The sequence below is a fragment of the Streptomyces albus subsp. albus genome (genome assembly GCF_000725885.1).
GTDB lineage: Bacteria > Actinomycetota > Actinomycetes > Streptomycetales > Streptomycetaceae > Streptomyces > Streptomyces albus.
On record NZ_JODR01000009.1, the window covers coordinates 59,955 to 76,435 of the forward strand.

15 protein-coding genes are annotated in these 16,481 nt (G+C 71.5%); 4 read left to right on the top strand and 11 right to left on the bottom strand.

What is annotated here, in order from left to right; translation table 11 throughout:
• The first annotated feature begins 169 nt into the window (after positions 1 to 169).
• The 3 genes from folB (at position 170) to IO40_RS0111395 (ending at position 1,679) form a co-directional block, all read left to right on the top strand.
• Positions 170 to 529, top strand: a complete 360-nt coding sequence (gene folB, locus IO40_RS0111385; RefSeq protein WP_016472921.1) for a dihydroneopterin aldolase — start codon at positions 170 to 172, stop codon at positions 527 to 529.
• A complete protein-coding gene (gene folK, locus IO40_RS0111390) occupies positions 526 to 1,122 on the top strand; it encodes a 2-amino-4-hydroxy-6-hydroxymethyldihydropteridine diphosphokinase (protein WP_016472922.1) in 597 nt (198 codons plus the stop codon). The genes folB and folK overlap by 4 nt, the downstream gene beginning before the upstream one ends.
• Before the next feature lie 68 nt (positions 1,123 to 1,190).
• On the top strand, positions 1,191 to 1,679 hold the full coding sequence (locus tag IO40_RS0111395; RefSeq protein ID WP_016472923.1) for a DUF3180 domain-containing protein: 489 nt from the start codon (positions 1,191 to 1,193) through the stop codon (positions 1,677 to 1,679).
• 56 nt (positions 1,680 to 1,735) lie between these two features.
• On the opposite strand, the gene folE is transcribed toward IO40_RS0111395, so the two are convergent.
• The 6 genes from folE to dacB form a co-directional block, all read right to left on the bottom strand.
• Positions 1,736 to 2,338: a GTP cyclohydrolase I FolE gene (gene folE / locus IO40_RS0111400; protein ID WP_016472924.1), complete on the bottom strand. Its 603-nt coding sequence runs from the start codon at positions 2,336 to 2,338 to the stop codon at positions 1,736 to 1,738.
• Between the two features lie 151 nt (positions 2,339 to 2,489).
• Positions 2,490 to 4,508: an ATP-dependent zinc metalloprotease FtsH gene (ftsH, locus tag IO40_RS0111405; protein ID WP_016472925.1), complete on the bottom strand. Its 2,019-nt coding sequence runs from the start codon at positions 4,506 to 4,508 to the stop codon at positions 2,490 to 2,492.
• A 185-nt stretch (positions 4,509 to 4,693) separates the two neighbouring features.
• Positions 4,694 to 5,233: a hypoxanthine phosphoribosyltransferase gene (hpt, locus tag IO40_RS0111410; RefSeq protein WP_016472926.1), complete on the bottom strand. Its 540-nt coding sequence runs from the start codon at positions 5,231 to 5,233 to the stop codon at positions 4,694 to 4,696.
• 104 nt (positions 5,234 to 5,337) lie between these two features.
• Positions 5,338 to 6,471, bottom strand: coding sequence for a tRNA lysidine(34) synthetase TilS (tilS, locus tag IO40_RS0111415; protein WP_031175356.1), 1,134 nt, complete (start codon positions 6,469 to 6,471; stop codon positions 5,338 to 5,340).
• Between the two features lie 218 nt (positions 6,472 to 6,689).
• The gene (locus tag IO40_RS0111420) at positions 6,690 to 7,826 is read right to left on the bottom strand and encodes a zinc-dependent metalloprotease (RefSeq protein WP_030409841.1); all 1,137 of its coding nucleotides are present in this window, start codon (positions 7,824 to 7,826) and stop codon (positions 6,690 to 6,692) included.
• Positions 7,827 to 7,930: 104 nt separating this feature from the next.
• A complete protein-coding gene (dacB, locus tag IO40_RS0111425; protein ID WP_033229636.1) occupies positions 7,931 to 9,487 on the bottom strand; it encodes a D-alanyl-D-alanine carboxypeptidase/D-alanyl-D-alanine endopeptidase in 1,557 nt (518 codons plus the stop codon).
• 132 nt (positions 9,488 to 9,619) lie between these two features.
• Here dacB and IO40_RS0111430 point away from each other — a divergent pair, with 132 nt between their 5' ends.
• Entirely contained in the window at positions 9,620 to 10,108 is a 489-nt protein-coding gene (locus IO40_RS0111430; RefSeq protein WP_030409839.1) for an inorganic diphosphatase, read from the top strand.
• A gap of 491 nt (positions 10,109 to 10,599) precedes the next feature.
• Here IO40_RS0111430 and IO40_RS0111435 read toward each other — a convergent pair whose 3' ends face one another.
• From IO40_RS0111435 to IO40_RS0111455, 5 genes are all read right to left on the bottom strand, one after another.
• Positions 10,600 to 12,276: a threonine/serine exporter family protein gene (locus IO40_RS0111435; protein WP_041968605.1), complete on the bottom strand. Its 1,677-nt coding sequence runs from the start codon at positions 12,274 to 12,276 to the stop codon at positions 10,600 to 10,602.
• 250 nt (positions 12,277 to 12,526) lie between these two features.
• Positions 12,527 to 13,336 (bottom strand): MerR family transcriptional regulator, encoded by an 810-nt coding sequence (locus tag IO40_RS0111440; protein ID WP_030409123.1) that lies wholly within the window; start codon positions 13,334 to 13,336, stop codon positions 12,527 to 12,529.
• A 214-nt stretch (positions 13,337 to 13,550) separates the two neighbouring features.
• Positions 13,551 to 14,156 (bottom strand): PadR family transcriptional regulator, encoded by a 606-nt coding sequence (locus IO40_RS0111445; RefSeq protein ID WP_016472933.1) that lies wholly within the window; start codon positions 14,154 to 14,156, stop codon positions 13,551 to 13,553.
• A 71-nt stretch (positions 14,157 to 14,227) separates the two neighbouring features.
• Positions 14,228 to 14,800 (bottom strand): DinB family protein, encoded by a 573-nt coding sequence (locus tag IO40_RS0111450; RefSeq protein ID WP_031175357.1) that lies wholly within the window; start codon positions 14,798 to 14,800, stop codon positions 14,228 to 14,230.
• Positions 14,801 to 14,999: 199 nt separating this feature from the next.
• Positions 15,000 to 16,457: an aldehyde dehydrogenase family protein gene (locus IO40_RS0111455; RefSeq protein ID WP_016472935.1), complete on the bottom strand. Its 1,458-nt coding sequence runs from the start codon at positions 16,455 to 16,457 to the stop codon at positions 15,000 to 15,002.
• Positions 16,458 to 16,481 lie beyond the last annotated feature (24 nt).

Genomic DNA, 16,481 nt, shown 5'->3' on the forward strand with positions numbered 1-16,481 from the left:
CGCTCCCCCGCCACCCGTTCGACGTGCGGCACGAGACAGCCCGGGAATGTCCGCGTGGCCCCGGGCGCTGTGGGGTAGGCGGCGCCGCGAGCCGCCGAGCACGCAGGTAGATTCGACCACGTGCCGCGCCCGGCGGCATGTACTCGTACGACCGACGGGAGTGATGCGCGTGGATCGCGTCGCACTGCGCGGCCTCACGGCGCGTGGGCATCATGGCGTCTTCGCCAGGGAACGCGAGGAAGGACAGACCTTCGTCGTGGACCTCGACATGGGCCTCGACACGCGTCCCGCCGCCGCGGGCGACGACCTGTCCCGTACGGTCCACTACGGCGTCGTCGCCGAGGAGGTCGTCGCGGTCGTCGAAGGCGAGCCGGTCGACCTCATCGAGACGCTCGCCCAGCGGATCGCCGACACCTGTCTGCGGCACGAGGCCGTGCAGGAGGTCGAGGTGGTCGTCCACAAGCCGGACGCCCCGATCACCGTCCCCTTCGAAGACGTGACCATCACTATCAAGCGGAGCCGCGCATGACGCCGAACAGTGACCCGACCGTACAGCCGGTACCCGCCTCGGTGGTGCAGCAGGTGGACGCGGCGGACACCACGCTCCACGACCCGAAGACCGCCGTCCTCTCCCTGGGCAGCAACCTCGGCAACCGGCTGGAGAGCCTCCAGAGCGCTGTGGACGCTCTCGCCGACACCCCCGGGCTCAAGGTCAAAGCCGTCTCCCCGGTCTACGAGACCGAGCCGTGGGGCGTCGACCCGGACAGCCAGCCCAGCTATTTCAACGCGGTCATCGTCATCAGGACGACCCTGCCGCCGGCCTCCCTCCTGGAGCGCGGCCACGCCATCGAGGAGGCCCTGGAGCGCAAGCGCGAGGAGCGCTGGGGACCGCGCCCCATCGATGTGGACATCGTCGCCTACCAGGGCGTCGTCTCCGACGATCCCGAGCTGACCCTCCCCCATCCGCGGGCCCACGAGCGGGCCTTCGTCCTCGTGCCGTGGCACGACGTGGACCCCGCCGCCGAACTGCCCGGCCGCGGCAGCGTCGAGGAGCTGCTGGCCGCACTCGGCACCGAGGGCGTCACCGCCCGCGCCGATCTGGAACTCGTCCTGCCCGCCTGAGCGCCGCAGCCCGTGCATCCGCCCGTCGCAGCAGCAGCCAAGGACCGCACCCGCGAGGTGGAAACGCCATGAACCAACTCCGTGTCCGCACCCTGGCGGCGCTCTTCGTCGTCGCCGGGGTGCTCTCGTGGGGCGGCGCACGGCTCTGGGACTCGCTGGGCACCCTGCCGGGCGTCCCCGTCGCGGCGCCCATCGTGCTCGGCGCCATCGCCGCCGTCCTGCTGGCGACCGCGCTGTCACTGCGCTCCCGGCTCAAGGCCCAGCGCGAGAGGGTGCCCGACGCCAAGGGTGTCGATCCGATGATGGCGGCCCGCGCGGTGCTCTTCGGACAGGCCAGCGCCCTGGTGGCCGCGCTCGTCGCGGGTATGTACGGCGGCGTCGGCGTGTTTCTGGGCCTGGAGCGCGCCGACGTCCCGGCCCGCGCCGGCCAGGCGCTCTACGCGGGTCTCGCCGCCGTCGCCGGTATCGCCGTGATAGCAGCCGCTCTCTTCCTGGAGCGTGTCTGCCGCCTTCCCGACGACGAGGACGACGGCCGTCCCCCGCGCGCCGGGGCCTGAGCCTTCCACGGCCCCGGCGCGGGGAGGACCCGCGTCGGGCCAGGATCAGGATCGGGTCAGCGCAGGATGAGGCTCATCGCCTCGGAGCGCGTCGCCGCGTCCCGCAGCTGTCCGCGCACCGCCGAGGTGACGGTCTTGGCACCGGGCTTCCGGATGCCGCGCATCGACATGCACATGTGCTCGCACTCGACGACGACGATGACCCCGCGCGGCTCCAGTATCCGCATCAGCGAGTCCGCGATCTGGGTGGTCAGCCGCTCCTGCACCTGGGGACGCCGGGCGTAGACGTCCACCAGCCGGGCCAGCTTCGACAGCCCCGTGATCTTGCCGGAGGCGGCGGGGATGTAGCCGACGTGCGCCACCCCCTGGAACGGGACCAGGTGGTGCTCACAGGTCGAGTAGACCTCGATGTCCTTGACCAGCACCATCTCGTCGTGGCCGATGTCGAAGGTGGTGGTCAGCACGTCCTCGGGCTTCTGGCGCAGCCCGGCGAAGATCTCCTTGTACGCCCTCGCCACCCGGGCCGGGGTCTCCAGGAGCCCCTCGCGGTCCGGGTCCTCGCCGACAGCGATGAGCAGTTCACGCACCGCGTTCTCGGCGCGCTTCTCGTCGAAGTCGCCTATCGGCCTCTCCCCGTCCAGGGTCACCGGGTCGGTCATCTGGTCCCTCGTTCCTCGACTCGCGCAGCGGGCCGCCCTGCGTGCCGGCACTGCCCGGTTGCGTACACAGCGGAAAGCCGCGCCCCTCGACACTAACGCGAGGGGCGCGGCCTGCATTCCAGCGGGCGGGGTCACCCCCGCCGACCTGGGATCATCCGTTGTCGGGATCGGCGGGCTCGACGATGGCGTCGGAGTCCCGGGGGCCGATCTCCTTGCCGGTGTGGTTCGAGTTGCCGTTGGCCAGGGCGGACGGCGGCACCGAGACCGGCGGCCGGGTGGAGGGGGTGCGCCGCGAGGAACCGGTCCAGGCGGGGCGGGCGGGACGCTTGACGACCGGGCGGAAGATCTCGGCGATCTCCTCCTTGTTCAGCGTCTCCTTCTCCAGCAGGGCCAGCACGAGGTTGTCGAGGACGTCGCGGTTCTCCACCAGGATTTCCCAGGCTTCGTTGTGCGCCGTCTCGATCAGCTTCTTGACCTCCTCGTCCACCAGCCCGGCGACCTCCTCGGAGTAGTCGCGCTGGTGGGCCATCTCCTTGCCCAGGAAGGGCTCGGACTGGTCGGAGCCGAACTTGATGGCACCGAGCCGCTCGGTCATGCCGTACTGGGTGACCATCGCCCGGGCCGTGGCCGTGGCCTTCTCGATGTCGTTGGCCGCGCCCGTGGTCGGGTCGTGGAAGACGAGCTCCTCGGCCGCCCGGCCGCCCATCATGTAGGCGAGCTGGTCGAGCATCTCGTTCCGCGTCGTGGAGTACTTGTCCTCGTCGGGGAGCACCATCGTGTAGCCGAGGGCACGGCCCCGCGACAGGATGGTGATCTTGTGGACGGGGTCGGAGTTGGGAGAGGCCGCCGCGACCAGGGCGTGTCCGCCCTCGTGGTACGCGGTGATCTTCTTCTCCTTGTCGCTCATGATCCGGGTCCGCTTCTGCGGGCCGGCCACGACGCGGTCGATCGCCTCGTCCAGGAACTTGTTGTCGATCAGCTTCTGGTCACTGCGGGCGGTGAGCAGGGCGGCCTCGTTGAGGACGTTGCTCAGGTCGGCGCCGGTGAAACCGGGGGTACGGCGGGCGACCGCGCTCAGGTCCACGTCGGGCGCCATGGGCTTGCCCTTCTGGTGGACCTGGAGGATCTCCAGCCGGCCCTGCATGTCGGGGCGGTCGACGGCGATCTGCCGGTCGAAGCGGCCGGGACGCAGCAGGGCGGGGTCCAGGATGTCGGGCCGGTTGGTGGCGGCGATCAGGATGACGCCGCCCTTGACGTCGAAGCCGTCCATCTCGACCAGCAGCTGGTTGAGCGTCTGCTCGCGCTCGTCGTGACCGCCGCCCATGCCGGCGCCGCGGTGACGGCCGACGGCGTCGATCTCGTCGACGAAGACGATGGCCGGCGCGTTGGCCTTGGCCTGCTCGAACAGGTCGCGGACGCGGGAGGCGCCCACACCGACGAACATCTCGACGAAGTCGGAGCCGGAGATCGAGTAGAACGGCACCCCGGCCTCGCCGGCGACCGCGCGGGCCAGCAGCGTCTTACCGGTGCCGGGCGGGCCGTAGAGCAGCACACCCTTGGGGATCTTGGCGCCGACGGCCTGGAACTTTGCGGGCTCCTGGAGGAACTCCTTGATCTCCTGGAGTTCCTCGACGGCCTCGTCGGAGCCGGCCACGTCGGAGAACGTCGTCTTCGGGGTGTCCTTGGTGATGAGCTTGGCCTTCGACTTGCCGAAGTTCATCACCCGGGAGCCGCCACCCTGCATCTGATTCATCAGGAACAGGAAGATGACGATGATCAGCACGAACGGCAGCAGGGAGATCAGCATCCCGACGAACGGGTTCTGCTTCTGCGGCGCGACCGTGTACCCCTTCGGGATCTCCTTCTGGTCGTACTTTTGCTGGAGCTCCTTGGCGATGTCGACGCCCTGGTCGTCGATGTAGCTCGCCTTGATCTTGTCGCTGTCCTCGACCTTGGCGCCGTCCTTGAGCTCCAGCTTGACGATCTGCTCGTCGCCGGTGGTGAGCTCGGCGGATTTCACCTTGTCCTGTCGGATCGCCTGTACGACCTGGCCGGTGTCCACCGTCTTGAAGCCGCCGGACGAGCCGACGACCTGCATCAACACGACCACGGCAAGGACGGCCAGCACGATCCACATGACCGGCCCGCGGAAGTATCGCTTCACGTCCATCCATACGGAGCGCGCGCGCCCCGTCCCTCCTGCCACAGTGAGTTGAAAAGCCTGACCTTCGGACGGTACCCCAGCATTGTCACCCGGCGCCGCCGAGGACGGTCAACCACACCGTCCTCCGAAGCTCCAACGAGGGGAACCGTCCCTGTGTTCCCGTTCCGAACGCAGGGCACCCCGGAACCCCGTCAGCCGCCGTAGACGTGCGGGGCGAGGGTGCCGACGAAGGGGAGATTGCGGTACTTCTCCGCATAGTCGAGCCCGTAGCCGACGACGAACTCGTTGGGGATGTCGAAACCCACCCACTTCACGTCGATCGCCACCTTGGCCGCGTCGGGCTTGCGCAGCAGCGTGCACACGTTCAAGGACGCGGGCTCGCGGGAGCCCAGGTTCGACAGCAGCCAGGAGAGTGTCAGGCCGGAGTCGATGATGTCCTCGACGATCAGGACGTGCTTGCCCTTGATGTCGGTGTCCAGGTCCTTGAGGATGCGGACCACGCCGGAGGACTGGGTCCCGGCCCCGTAGGAGGACACCGCCATCCAGTCCATCGTCGCCGGGGTGGACAGTGCGCGCGCCAGGTCGGCCATGACCATGACGGCGCCCTTGAGCACCCCGACGAGCAGCAGATCCTTGCCCGCGTACTCCGCGTCGATCTTCGCGGCCAGCTCGGCCAGCTTCGCGTCGATCTCTTCCTTGCTGACCAGCACCGACTCCAGATCGGCGCCCATGTCTTTCTCGTCCACCCGTGCTGCTCTCGCTCGTCGAGTCCGCCACAGTCCTGACCCGCCGGGAGACCGGGTGGCCGACCCGGGTCGGTGCCGGGCCGCGCCGGTCAGCTCGGTGAGCCGTGCCGGACGACCAGTCTGCCACCCTGCCTGGCGACCTCGACACGCCCGGGCAGGTTCAGGGCCCGCTGACCCCGCCAGGCGGTCAGCAGCCGGTCCATCTCCTCGATGTGCCGCGCGAAGAGGGAACCGGCCGGTGAGCCCGCGTCGACGGCGGCCCGCCGCAGCACCCGGCGGCGCACGGCGGGGGGCAGCGCGTACAGCCGGGCGACGTCCAGCTCGATGCGGATGTCCATCCCGGTGGCCTGCTCGCCCGGCCGTCCGGCGGCGGAGTCGCCCGGGCCGTGCACCACGGTGCGCTGGGCCTCGTCGGTCCAGGCGTCCAGCGCGTCGGCGTCGTCGCGGGAGAGCTGCGCCGTCCGGGCGAGCGCCTCGATCACGCCCTTGCCGAGGGCCTTCTCCAGCGCGGGCAGCGCCTCGTGGCGGACCCGGGAGCGGGTGAAGGCGGGGTCGGTGTTGTGGGGGTCGTCCCAGACGGGCAGCGACTGGACCATGCACGCCTTGCGGGTCGTCTGGCGGTCCACGGCCAGGAACGGGCGGCGGTACCGTCCGCCGGGGCCGGAGACGGCCGCCATGCCGGACAGGGAGCGGGTGCCGGAGCCGCGGGCGAGGCCCAGCAGCACCGTCTCGGCCTGGTCGTCACGGGTGTGGCCGAGCAGGACGGCGGCGGCCCGGTGCCGCTCGGCGACCTCGTCCAGGGCGGCGTAGCGGGCCTCACGGGCGGCGGCCTCGGGTCCGGTGTGGGTGCGGCCCACATGGACGGCGACCGACTCGACGGGGGCCAGGCCGAGGGCGGTGAGGCGGTCGGCGACGTCCTGGGCCCGCTCGGCGGAGCCGGGCTGGAGGCCGTGGTCGATGGTGACGCCTCCGGCGCGCAGGCCGAGGCGGGGGGCTTCGAAGGCGAGTGCCGAGGCCAGCGCCATGGAATCGGCGCCGCCGGAGCAGGCCACCAGGACGAGCGGCCCTTCCTCGGCGGGGTGGGGGGCGGTGGGGGGCGGTGGGGCCGGCGCCCCGGAGCTCACGGGGGCTGCCGCCGGCTGCGCGCTGAGCGCACCGAGCACGTCGTGGAGCGTGCGGCGGACCGCCAGGCGTATCGCGGCGACCGCGGGGTGGGGACCCATGTCCGATTCACTTCCTCGTCAAGGATCTGCGCCGATACCGCGGGAGGGGGTTCCGCGGGGTCTGCGGGGCGCTTGGGGAGGTTGAGGCCGACTCTTATCACGCTGAGTATGTAGATGGTGACAGAGAAGGACCGCGTTACCCGAGCATCGCACGCGTACCCTGCCCGCACGGTCCCTCGGAAGAGTGATTGGGAGGGTGTACGGAACTGCCGTCCGCCTCAGTCGGCCTTACGGTGCACCCGCGCGATCCACTCGGCGGGCGCGGCGATCTCCGCCTTCGTCGGAAGGGTGTTCGGGGACGTCCACACACGGTTGAAACCCTCCATGCCGACCTCGTCCACGACGGCCCGCACGAACCGCTCCCCGTCCCGGTACTGGCGCAGCTTCGCGTCCAGCCCCAGCAGCTTGCGCAGCGCCAGATCGAGGCGCCCGGCACCACTGGCGCGGCGCTTTTGGAACTTCTCCCTGATCTCCGTGACCGTCGGGACGACCTGCGGGCCCACCCCGTCCATCACGTAGTCGGCGTGCCCCTCCAGCAGCGACATCACGGCCGTCAGCCGCCCCAGGACCTCCCGCTGGGCGGGCGTCTGCACCAGCTCCACCAGGCTGGGCCGCTCCTCCTCGGCGGCGGCCTCCCCCTCCCCCGGCTTGCCGCCGGCCAGCGCCTGGGCGGCCTCCCGCAGCCGCTCCAGCAGCGTGGACGGGTCGATGTCGGTCTGCTCCAGGAAGGACTGGATCTCCATCCGCAGGTGGTCGCGGAGCCAGGGCACGGCCGTGAACTGGGTGCGGTGCGTCTCCTCGTGCAGGCACACCCACAGCCGGAAGTCGTGCGGGTCCACCTGGAGCTCCCGCTCCACATGGACGATGTTCGGCGCCACCAGCAGCAGCCGGCCGCCGCCGTCGGCACCGCCCGGCAGATCCCGGCTGGCCGGCGCGAACGTCTCGTACTGCCCCAGCACCCGCGAGGAGAGGAACGACAGCAGCATCCCGACCTCGACGCCGGTCACCTTGCCGCCGACCGCGCCGAGCACCGCCCCGCCGGGCAGGTTCGCGCGCCGCTCCCGCATCTTGTCCAGCAGCGGCGTAAGCAGTTCGCGGAAGCCCGCCACGTTGGCCTTCACCCAGCCGGGCCGGTCCACCACGAGCACCGGCGTGTCCGCCTGCTCCCGGTCGGCGGGGGCCAGCCGCGTGAAGCCGCGCACGTGCTCCTCGGACGCCTTGGCGTGCCGCCGCAGCTCGGCGACGATGCCGCGTGCCTCCTCCCGGCCCACCTCCGGCCCCGGCCGCCCGAGCCGGGTCGCGGTCGAGACCGCGAGATTCCAGTCGACCATCTCCACACCACCGAGGCTCGTCATTCCTTCACCGTACGTGGAGCACGCCCCGTGCGGCAGCCGACCGCGGGACCGCACGTCCCGCGCGGGCGGTACGGGAGATCACCGTCCGGTTCCGGCCGAGCCCGTCAGCCGGTGGAGGGCGAGTCGCGGCAGCCGCAGTTCGCCAAGGCCGAGGCGAGCCTGTCCAGCGAGGTCTGCGCCGGGTCCCGGCCCGGGGCGCCCGTCGTCATGAAGGCGAAGGCCAGCATCCGCCCGTCCGCGTCCACCACCGTGCCCGCCAGCGTGTTCACCCCCGTCAGGGTGCCCGTCTTGGCCCGTACCAGACCCGCGCCCGGCTCGCCGCGCTCCCCGCCGTACCGGTCGCCGAGGGTGCCGCTGAACCCGGCGACGGGCAGCCCCGTCAGGACGGACCGCAGCCCGGGCCGGTCCGGGTCGGCCGCCAGAGTGAGCAGCCGGGTCAGCAGGGCCGGCGAGAGCCGGTCGGTGCGGTCCAGACCGCTGCCGTCGTGGAACCTGGCGCCCCGCACCGGCACGTGCAGCCGCCGCAGCACCCGCTCGACCGCGCGGCCGGCGCCCCGGAAACCGGCCGGCTCGCCCTCGGCCAGTGCGGTCTGCCGGGCCAGCGCCTCCGCGATGTCGTTGTCGCTGTGGGTGAGCATCCGCTCGACCAGTGCGCCCAGTGTCGCCGACCGGTGGACGGCGAGCTTCCGCGCACCCTTGGGCGCCTTCGCCTCGCGGGGGCCGCCCCGCACCTCGATGCCGGCCTCGCGCAGCCGGCCGGCGAACCGCCGCGCCGCGTCCCCGGCCGGATCGGCGCTGCGCGGCGCCGGTCCGTGGTCGCTCTTGTCGGTCCTGCCCTCGTTGATCATCAGCGGGGTGACCGGGGCGATGTTCTCGTTGGGGCTGATGGGGTGCAGCTCGGGCCCGGCGTAGCGCGAGGTGTCGTACGTCAGCCGCACCGTGCGCACGTGCCGCCGTCCCAGGGCGCGCGCCGTGTCGTCCGCCAGCGCGTCCACGTCCTTCGCCGTCAGCGTGGGATCGCCCCCGCCCACCAGCGTGACGCCGTCGCCCTTGCCCACCGCGCGGGTGGCGATGCGGTACGTCTCGCCGCGCACCGTCAAAGCGGCGACGGCCGTGGCCAGCTTGATCGTGGAAGCCGGGGCCGACACCTCGCCGGCGCCCTCGGAGAACAGCTGCCGCCCGGTGACGGCGTCCACCACCGAGGCGTGGCGCACGCGCCCGAGGGACCCGTCCTCCAGCAGCGGCTCCAAGGCGTCCGCCAGCGCCGACGCGGTGGGCGGCGGCACCTGCGGGGACCGGCCGGGCGGACCGCCGGCCGTCCCGCCGCGCCGCGAGACGGGCCCCGCCGCCGCGAGCACCTGCGGGGCCGTCGGCGCCGTGGGATCCACGCCCGGCGTGTGGCCCCCGCCACTTCCCGTGACCTGCCGGGCCGCCCACGCCCGCTCCGCCGTACGCTGACCCGAGTCCCACGGTCCCGCGGCGGCCACCGTCACACCGGCGACGAGAACTCCCAGTGCGGTGGACGCGGCGGTCAGCCGTACGGTCTGCCGCTGCTGCGGTGCGGCGGCCCGCCAGCGACGCCGGGCCCTGCGTGCCGCGAGACGGGCTGCGCGGTATGCCCGGTTCGTGGTGGCACGCACCTTCGAAGCGGCGTCATGCACCTCGACCAGCCCCTTTCGCGAGCACACATGTGCGTGGGGGACACTTAATCACCAGACTGGAGTTCTTCTGGGGGACGGCCCCCAGGGCACACGAGTGCTGATCTCATCATGATCTATACGGAGGAGCCTCCCTTGGAGTTCGACGTCACCATCGAGATCCCGAAGGGCTCGCGGAACAAGTACGAGGTGGACCACGAGACGGGCCGCATCCGCCTCGACCGTCACCTGTTCACCTCCACCGTGTACCCGGCGGACTACGGCTTCGTCGACGGCACCCTGGGCGAGGACGGCGACCCGCTCGACGCCCTGGTGCTGCTGGAGGAGCCCACCTTCCCCGGGTGCATCATCAAGTGCCGCGCCATCGGCATGTTCCGGATGACCGACGAGGCCGGCGGCGACGACAAGCTGCTGTGCGTCCCGGCGTCCGACCCTCGGATGGAGCACCTGCGGGACATCCACCACGTCAGCGAGTTCGACCGCCTGGAGATCCAGCACTTCTTCGAGGTCTACAAGGACCTGGAGCCCGGCAAGTCCGTCGAGGGCGCGAACTGGGTCGGCCGCGCCGAGGCGGAGTCCGAGGTGGAAGCCTCCATCAAGCGCCTCGCCGCAGAGGGCCACTGACCGGACAGCCCCTGGCACCCCCTCCAAGTGCTGGGGGCTCCACCCCTCACCAACCCTGGTACCTACCGCTTGGTACCCCAAGGCCCACCGAAGCGGACAGCAACGGAGTCACAACCCCTCCAAGGGCTCCCGCCGCAAGGCGGGTCTCATTCACGGCCACGGGCTCAGGCTCTTTCGGCCGGGGGTCCTAGGGGGCGAAGCCCCCTAGCGGGGGGCAGTTGGGGGGCGGAGCCGCCCCAACGCCCGTCCGGCGAGGACCGGGGGTTTGGGGGCGGAGCCCCCAACAAATGGGGCAGCCAGGGGCCGGAGGCCCCAGCCACCGGGATAAGGGCCCAGCCCACAGAGGGCGCCAGAGGGCTGCCCCCTCACCCACAGAGCCGCCCCCAGCCAAGGGGCACCAGGGGCGAGGCCCCAGGGGGTACCAGGGGCGAAGGCCCCAAGGGGCACCAGGGGAGAAACCCCGGGGGTACCAGGGGCGAAGGCCTCAGGGGTCAGAAGCCGCGAGTGCGCTTGGCGGCTCGCCGGCCCGGCAAGGGCGTCTCCCTCCCCGGCGCCTTGATGAACAACCGCGCCAGCTCCCCCCCAAGGTTCACCCCGATGGCGATCGCCAACGCCAGCGCCCCCGCGGTGGCCAAATGCTCGAACCCCTTGTTCACATCCTCCTGCGCGATGTTCAGCAGCCCGAAGTAGGTGTTGCTACCCGGCAGCAGCGGCCCGATCGCCGCGGTGATGTACGGCAGCGACGACGCGAACTGGTACCGGGACAGCAGCTGTCCGAACAGTCCGACGAGCCCGGCCGCGATCACGGTCGCGGGCACCGGCTTGACGTCGGCGGTGGTCAGCGCCCCGAAGATCAGCCAGGCGACTCCGCCGTTGAGGGTGGCGGGGAGGATGGTGTGGCGTTCCTGCTGGAGCAGGATGCAGAAGGCGAGCGCCAGCAGCATGGAGGCGAACAGCTGGATGACGGGCCGGCCGCCCCCGTGGTGGACGATGTCGGGGGTGAGCCTGGCGTGCAGCCGGTCGCCGACGTACAGCACGAGCAGGACGCCGCAGACGATGCCGACGATGAGGTAGACGACCTCCAGCAGGCGGGCCGCGGCGGTGATGTAGAAGCCGGTGAGTCCGTCCTGGACGGCGGCGACGAGGGCGCGTCCGGGGATGAGCGCGAAGAGGCCACCGGTGATCACGGCGGACGCCTGGATGTGGGTGTCGGTGTGCTGGGAGAGCAGCGCGACGCTGACCCCTATCGCCGCGGGCGGCATCGCGGCGGCGGCGAACTGGTAGAACTCGGGCAGCCCGCGTGCGGCGCACAGCCAGGCGAGGCGGTCGCCGAGGACGGCGCCGAGCGCGGCGAGGAAGAAGACGAGCGCGTCACCGCCCACGAGGAGGGACGCGGCGCCGGACAGTGCGCCGCTGGCCGCGCTGAGGGCCCATTTGGAGTAGGGGTGCCGGTTGCGGCGCATCTCGGCGAGGCGCCCGTAGGCCTCTTCGAGGGTGACGTCGCCCTGGGTGATGTCGGCGACGAGGGAGAAGACGGCGGAGAGCCGGGTGTAGTCGGTGCCGCGTCGCCGTACGGTCCGGCTGAGGGTGACGGGGTCGTCGACGAGGGACGGCTGGTGGGTGATGGACAGCAGGGTGAAGGTGACTTCGGGCTCGGTGCGGTCGAGCCCGTAGGCGTGGGCGACGCCGAACATGGCGGCTTCGACGTCCTCGGCGCCTTCGCCGCCGGCGAGCAGCAGTTCGCCGATACGGAGGGTGAGGTCGAGGACGCGGGGTACGGGTGGTCCGCTTTCGGTTTCCTCGGAGCGGGCGGGCCGCTCGGGCACGGGCCGCTCGGCGAGCGGCATCCGCACCAGGGAGCGCATGCGGTCCTGCCAGGGGGAGCCCGGTTTGGCCAGCGGGCCGATGACGGGGATGCCCTCGGGCGGGGTGAAGGCGCTGCCGGGCTCGTACTGCTGGGGCGTCTTGAGCCCTTCGGGGAGGGTGAACTCGGAGGTCGGGTGTTCCTCTTCCGGGACGGGGGGAAGCGGCACGCCGAGGGGGGCGGTGAACGCGCTCCGCGATTCGTCGGAGGACGGTCTGGTGTCCTCCGGTTCACCACCGTTCCCTGCGGCGTCGCCGTTTCCCTGGGGCTGCCCCACCACGTTCTGTCCGCTCCTTACCCTCATGCGCCGTTTGCGCGGTATGCCGCGTGTCTCCAGCAGTGCCACACCACGGACGCGGTGTCCAACAGTGCCGGTTCCACGTATTGGAAGCGTGATACCTCACAGTGGAGCATGTTGCGTGAGCCACTCCCCAAAGGTCCCCCTGTACAGCGGGATTAAAAGGGAGTCAGCCCTTCGACCGGGTGTGATCTACGGAACCCGGCCGTCGAATGCAGCCGTGCGGCGCAACGGCGGGCAGGGGGAGCGGACCGGTTCAGGACCCGTCGTCCTGCCCGGTGCGGGCGGCGGAGCCGTCGGCACCGCCGGCGTCGGCAGCGGCAGCATTGGCAGCGATGGCGTCCCGCAGATAGCGGGCGAGCCCGGGCCTGATCGCCTCGTAGGTGGCGGTGAACCGTTCGTCGGCCACGTACATCTCGCCGAGCCTGGTGTGCATGGTGTGGTCGCACGGGTAGCTGGTGCGGGAGATGAACCTGCGGTGCTCCTCGACCAGGTCCCGTACCGCGGGCGCGTCGGCCGGGTCGCCGGCGGCCATCCGCTCGGCCACCGCGCGGTGGATCCGGTCCATCTCGCGGGTGAGCCGTTTCCAGTCGTCCTTGGTGTACGACGCGGCGCGGCGCTGCGACTCCCGCCACGCGGCGGTACCGCCCCAGCGGCGTTCGGCCTCCTCATGGTGGACGTCGGGGTCGAAGTCGCCGAAGACCTCGAACTTCTCTTCCGGTGTGAGATTGACACCCATCTTGCGTGCCTCCATGGCGCGTTCCACGGCGGCGGCCATCTCCTTGAGCCGGGCGATCCGCGCGGTCAGCAGTCCGTGCTGACGGCGCAGGTGACCGACCGGGTCGGCGTCGGGATCGTCCAGCAGCACGGCGACCTCGTCCAGCGGGAAGCCCAGTTCCCGGTAGAAGAGGATCTGCTGGAGCCGGTCCAGGTCGGCGTCGGTGTACCGCCGGTGCCCGGCCGCCGTGCGCCCGCTGGGGACCAGCAGTCCGATCTCGTCGTAGTGGTGCAGCGTGCGCACCGTGACGCCGGCGAACCCGGCGACCTGCCCGACGGAGTGGCCCATTTCCGCCTCCTCGTTCGCTTACGGACGACCACGGTGCCCCCTCACGTCGCGTGAGGTGCAAGTCCCGGCTTCCGTCGGATGCCGCGAGGCGGGCCGACATCCGGGCCCCGTGACGGCGTACCGGTGCGCAGCGGCCCGGAAGGCCGCGGCAGGCCCCGCAGGGGGCGGCTCCCGGCAGTGGGGGCCCGCTGTCCGGAACGAGGCTCGCGGGCGGTCACCCGGGCCGGCCGTCGCTGAGGACGGACAGGTCGCGTTCCCCTTCGCCGGCCATGACGAAGGCCCCGGCTTCGAGGCGGGCGATCAGTTCGCGGGCCCACGCGGCGTCGCTGTCGGCGGTGTGGACCCACAGCTTCATGATCTCGCCGATGTGCCCCCACTCCTGCGGTACGGAGTTGTCCGGCGCCCAGTTCCGGGTGACCTCCTGGCGCCAGCCCTCCAGGGCGGCGACCCGCTGCCGGAGCAGTTCGACGGCCTCGTCACGGGGCAGGTCGACGAGGAACCCGATGGCCGCGGTCAGCAGTTCCTGCTTCTCCTGGGTGGCGGTCAGCGCGTGCCGCAGCAGCCGGAAGAACTCGGCCCCGCCCGCCTCGGTGATCTCGTACTCGGTCCGGGGCGGGCCGCCGGCGGTGCTGGGGGCGGTGTCGTGCGCGAGCAGCAGCCCTTGCTTGGCCAGTTGTTTGAGCGCGTGGTAGATCGAGCCGGGCTTGGCCGTGGACCATTCGTGCGCGCCCCAGAACTCCAGGTCGTTGCGGACCTGGTAGCCGTGCGCCCGCCCGCGCAGGCGCACGTCCCCCAGCACCAGCAGCCGGATGGCCGACATCGCTTCCCCTGCTCCATCGAGGTCTCCGCCCGCCCCGTGGTCAAGTTTGACCAGTGGGCGGGGTACGGAGACTACTCCCGGCCCTCCTGCCCCGACCAGTCGGGCTCGGGCATCGCGCCCGTCTCGAACACCAGGTCGAAGGCACCCTTGCCGTCGATGGTCTCCCGGATGATGTCCGCGTGCCCGGCGTGCCGGGCGTACTCCTCGATCAGCTGCAGCAGCCCCCAGCGCCAGGAGAAGTCGCCGCCCTTGTCCCAGGGGGCCGGGGGTACGACGAACGTCGTGTCCAGGGACTCGACGGCGTGCACGGCCGCCTCCGTCCCGGCGGCCACCTGCGCGGAGAGGGCCAGCACCGTCTCGACGGTCTCGGCCGGGCCGGGGGTGAAGCTGCCCTCCCATTCGGCCTGCCGCTCCGCGTCCGAGACCTCGATGCCCCGGAAGGTGTTCAGCCAGCCGCGTTCGGCGAGGGTTACGTGCTTGAGCAGCCCCAGCAGGGACAGCTCGCTGGCCGCCGGGGTGCTGCGGGCCTGCTCCTCGGTGAGCCCGTGCAGGGCGCGGCGGATGCCGCCGCGCTGCGCCTCCAGATAGGCCAGGAGGGCGCCTCGCTCGTCACCGCGGGTCTCGGCCTGGACGACTACCGGCATGCTGCTGCCGCCTCTCGCATCGGGTGGGTGTCCGGGGAGGTCCCCCGTTGACGATGCTCACGCTAGGCAGCCTTGCGGTCAGGTTCTGTCCGCGAGCACGCGCGGCCTCCGCGGCGGGCGGGACCGGCCGGAACCACCGGGAGCCCGGACAGCGCGAGGGCCCCGCACTGGCGGACAGTGCGGGGCCCGGGGCGGGTTCTCAGAAGGGGAACTCGCTGCGTTCGCGCTGGATGGACAGCCAGCGGGAGGTGGTGAACGCCTCCACCGCCTGGGGGCCGTTGAGGCGGCCCAGGCCGGAGTGTTTTTCACCCCCATAGGGGACGGTCGGCTCGTCCGCGACGGTCGAGTCGTTGACGTGGACCATGCCGGCGTCGATGCGGCGGGCCACCCGGATGCCGCGTTCGATGTCGGCGGTGTGCACCGCGCCGGCCAGCCCGTAGGGGGTGTCGTTGGCGACGTGGACGGCTTCCTCCTCGCCGTCGACCGGGATGACCAGCGCGACGGGCCCGAAGATCTCCTCGTGCAGCAGAGGCGACCCCTTCGGCAGGTCCGTCAGCACGCTGGGCGAGACGAGGTTGCCGTCGGCGGAGCCGTGCAGCAGGGCGGTGGCACCCTCGGCGAGTGCCTGCTCGACGATCGCCGTCACCCGTTCCGCCTGGCGGGAGTTGATCAGCGGCCCGATGTGCGTGGCCGGGTCCTCGGGGTCGCCGACGACGAGCCTGCGGACCCGGTCCACGAACTTGGGCGTGAACTCGGGCACCAGGCGCCGGTCGACGATGATCCGGTTGGCGGCCATGCACAGCTGCCCCTGGTTGACGAAGCGGCTGTAGACGGCGGCGTCCACCGCGTAGTCCACGTCCGCGTCGTCCAGCACCACCAGCCCGCTGTTGGAGCCGAGCTGGAGGATCACCCGCTTGAAGTTGCGGCCCGCGACGGTGGCCACGTGACGGCCGACGCGGTCGGAACCCGTGAAGGAGATGACCTTGGGCACCGGGTGCTCGATGAGGGTGTCGCCGATCTCCGCGCTGTCGGTGATGACGACGTTCACCAGGCCGGGCGGCAGCCCGGCGTCCTCCAGCACCTTGGCCACCAGCGTGCCCCCGCAGATGGGGGTGGACTGGTGCGGTTTGAGGACGACCGCGTTGCCCAGCGCCAGCGCGGGTGCCGCCGTCTTCACGGCCAGCAGGAAGGGGTAGTTGAACGGGGAGATGATCCCCACGACCCCCACCGGGTCCCGGTGGACGCGGTTCTCCTTGCCCTGCACGGAGGACGGCAGGATCTCGGCCCGCGGGGTGAGCGTCAGCTGGACCGCCTCGCGGAAGAACTCCTTGACCATGTGGATCTCGAAGGCCGCCTTGAGCCGGGTGCCGCCCAGCTCGGCGATGATGGCCTCGGTGATCGCGGTCTCGCTCTCCTCTATGACCCGGATGGCACGCTCGAAGACCCGTCGGCGCGTGTAGGAGTTGGTGGCCGCCCACTCACGCTGTGCGCTTTCCGCGGCGCGGTACGCCTCGTCCACCTCATCGCGCGTCGCGACGGTGATGGAGGCCAGCTTCTCCCCGTTGTACGGGTTGAAGTCGATGATGTCCCAGGAGCCTTTGCCGGGACGCCACTGACCGTTTATGCACTGAAGTGCAAGATCCGTGAAGTAGGACATGCCATTCCTTCGGGGGGTTGAAGG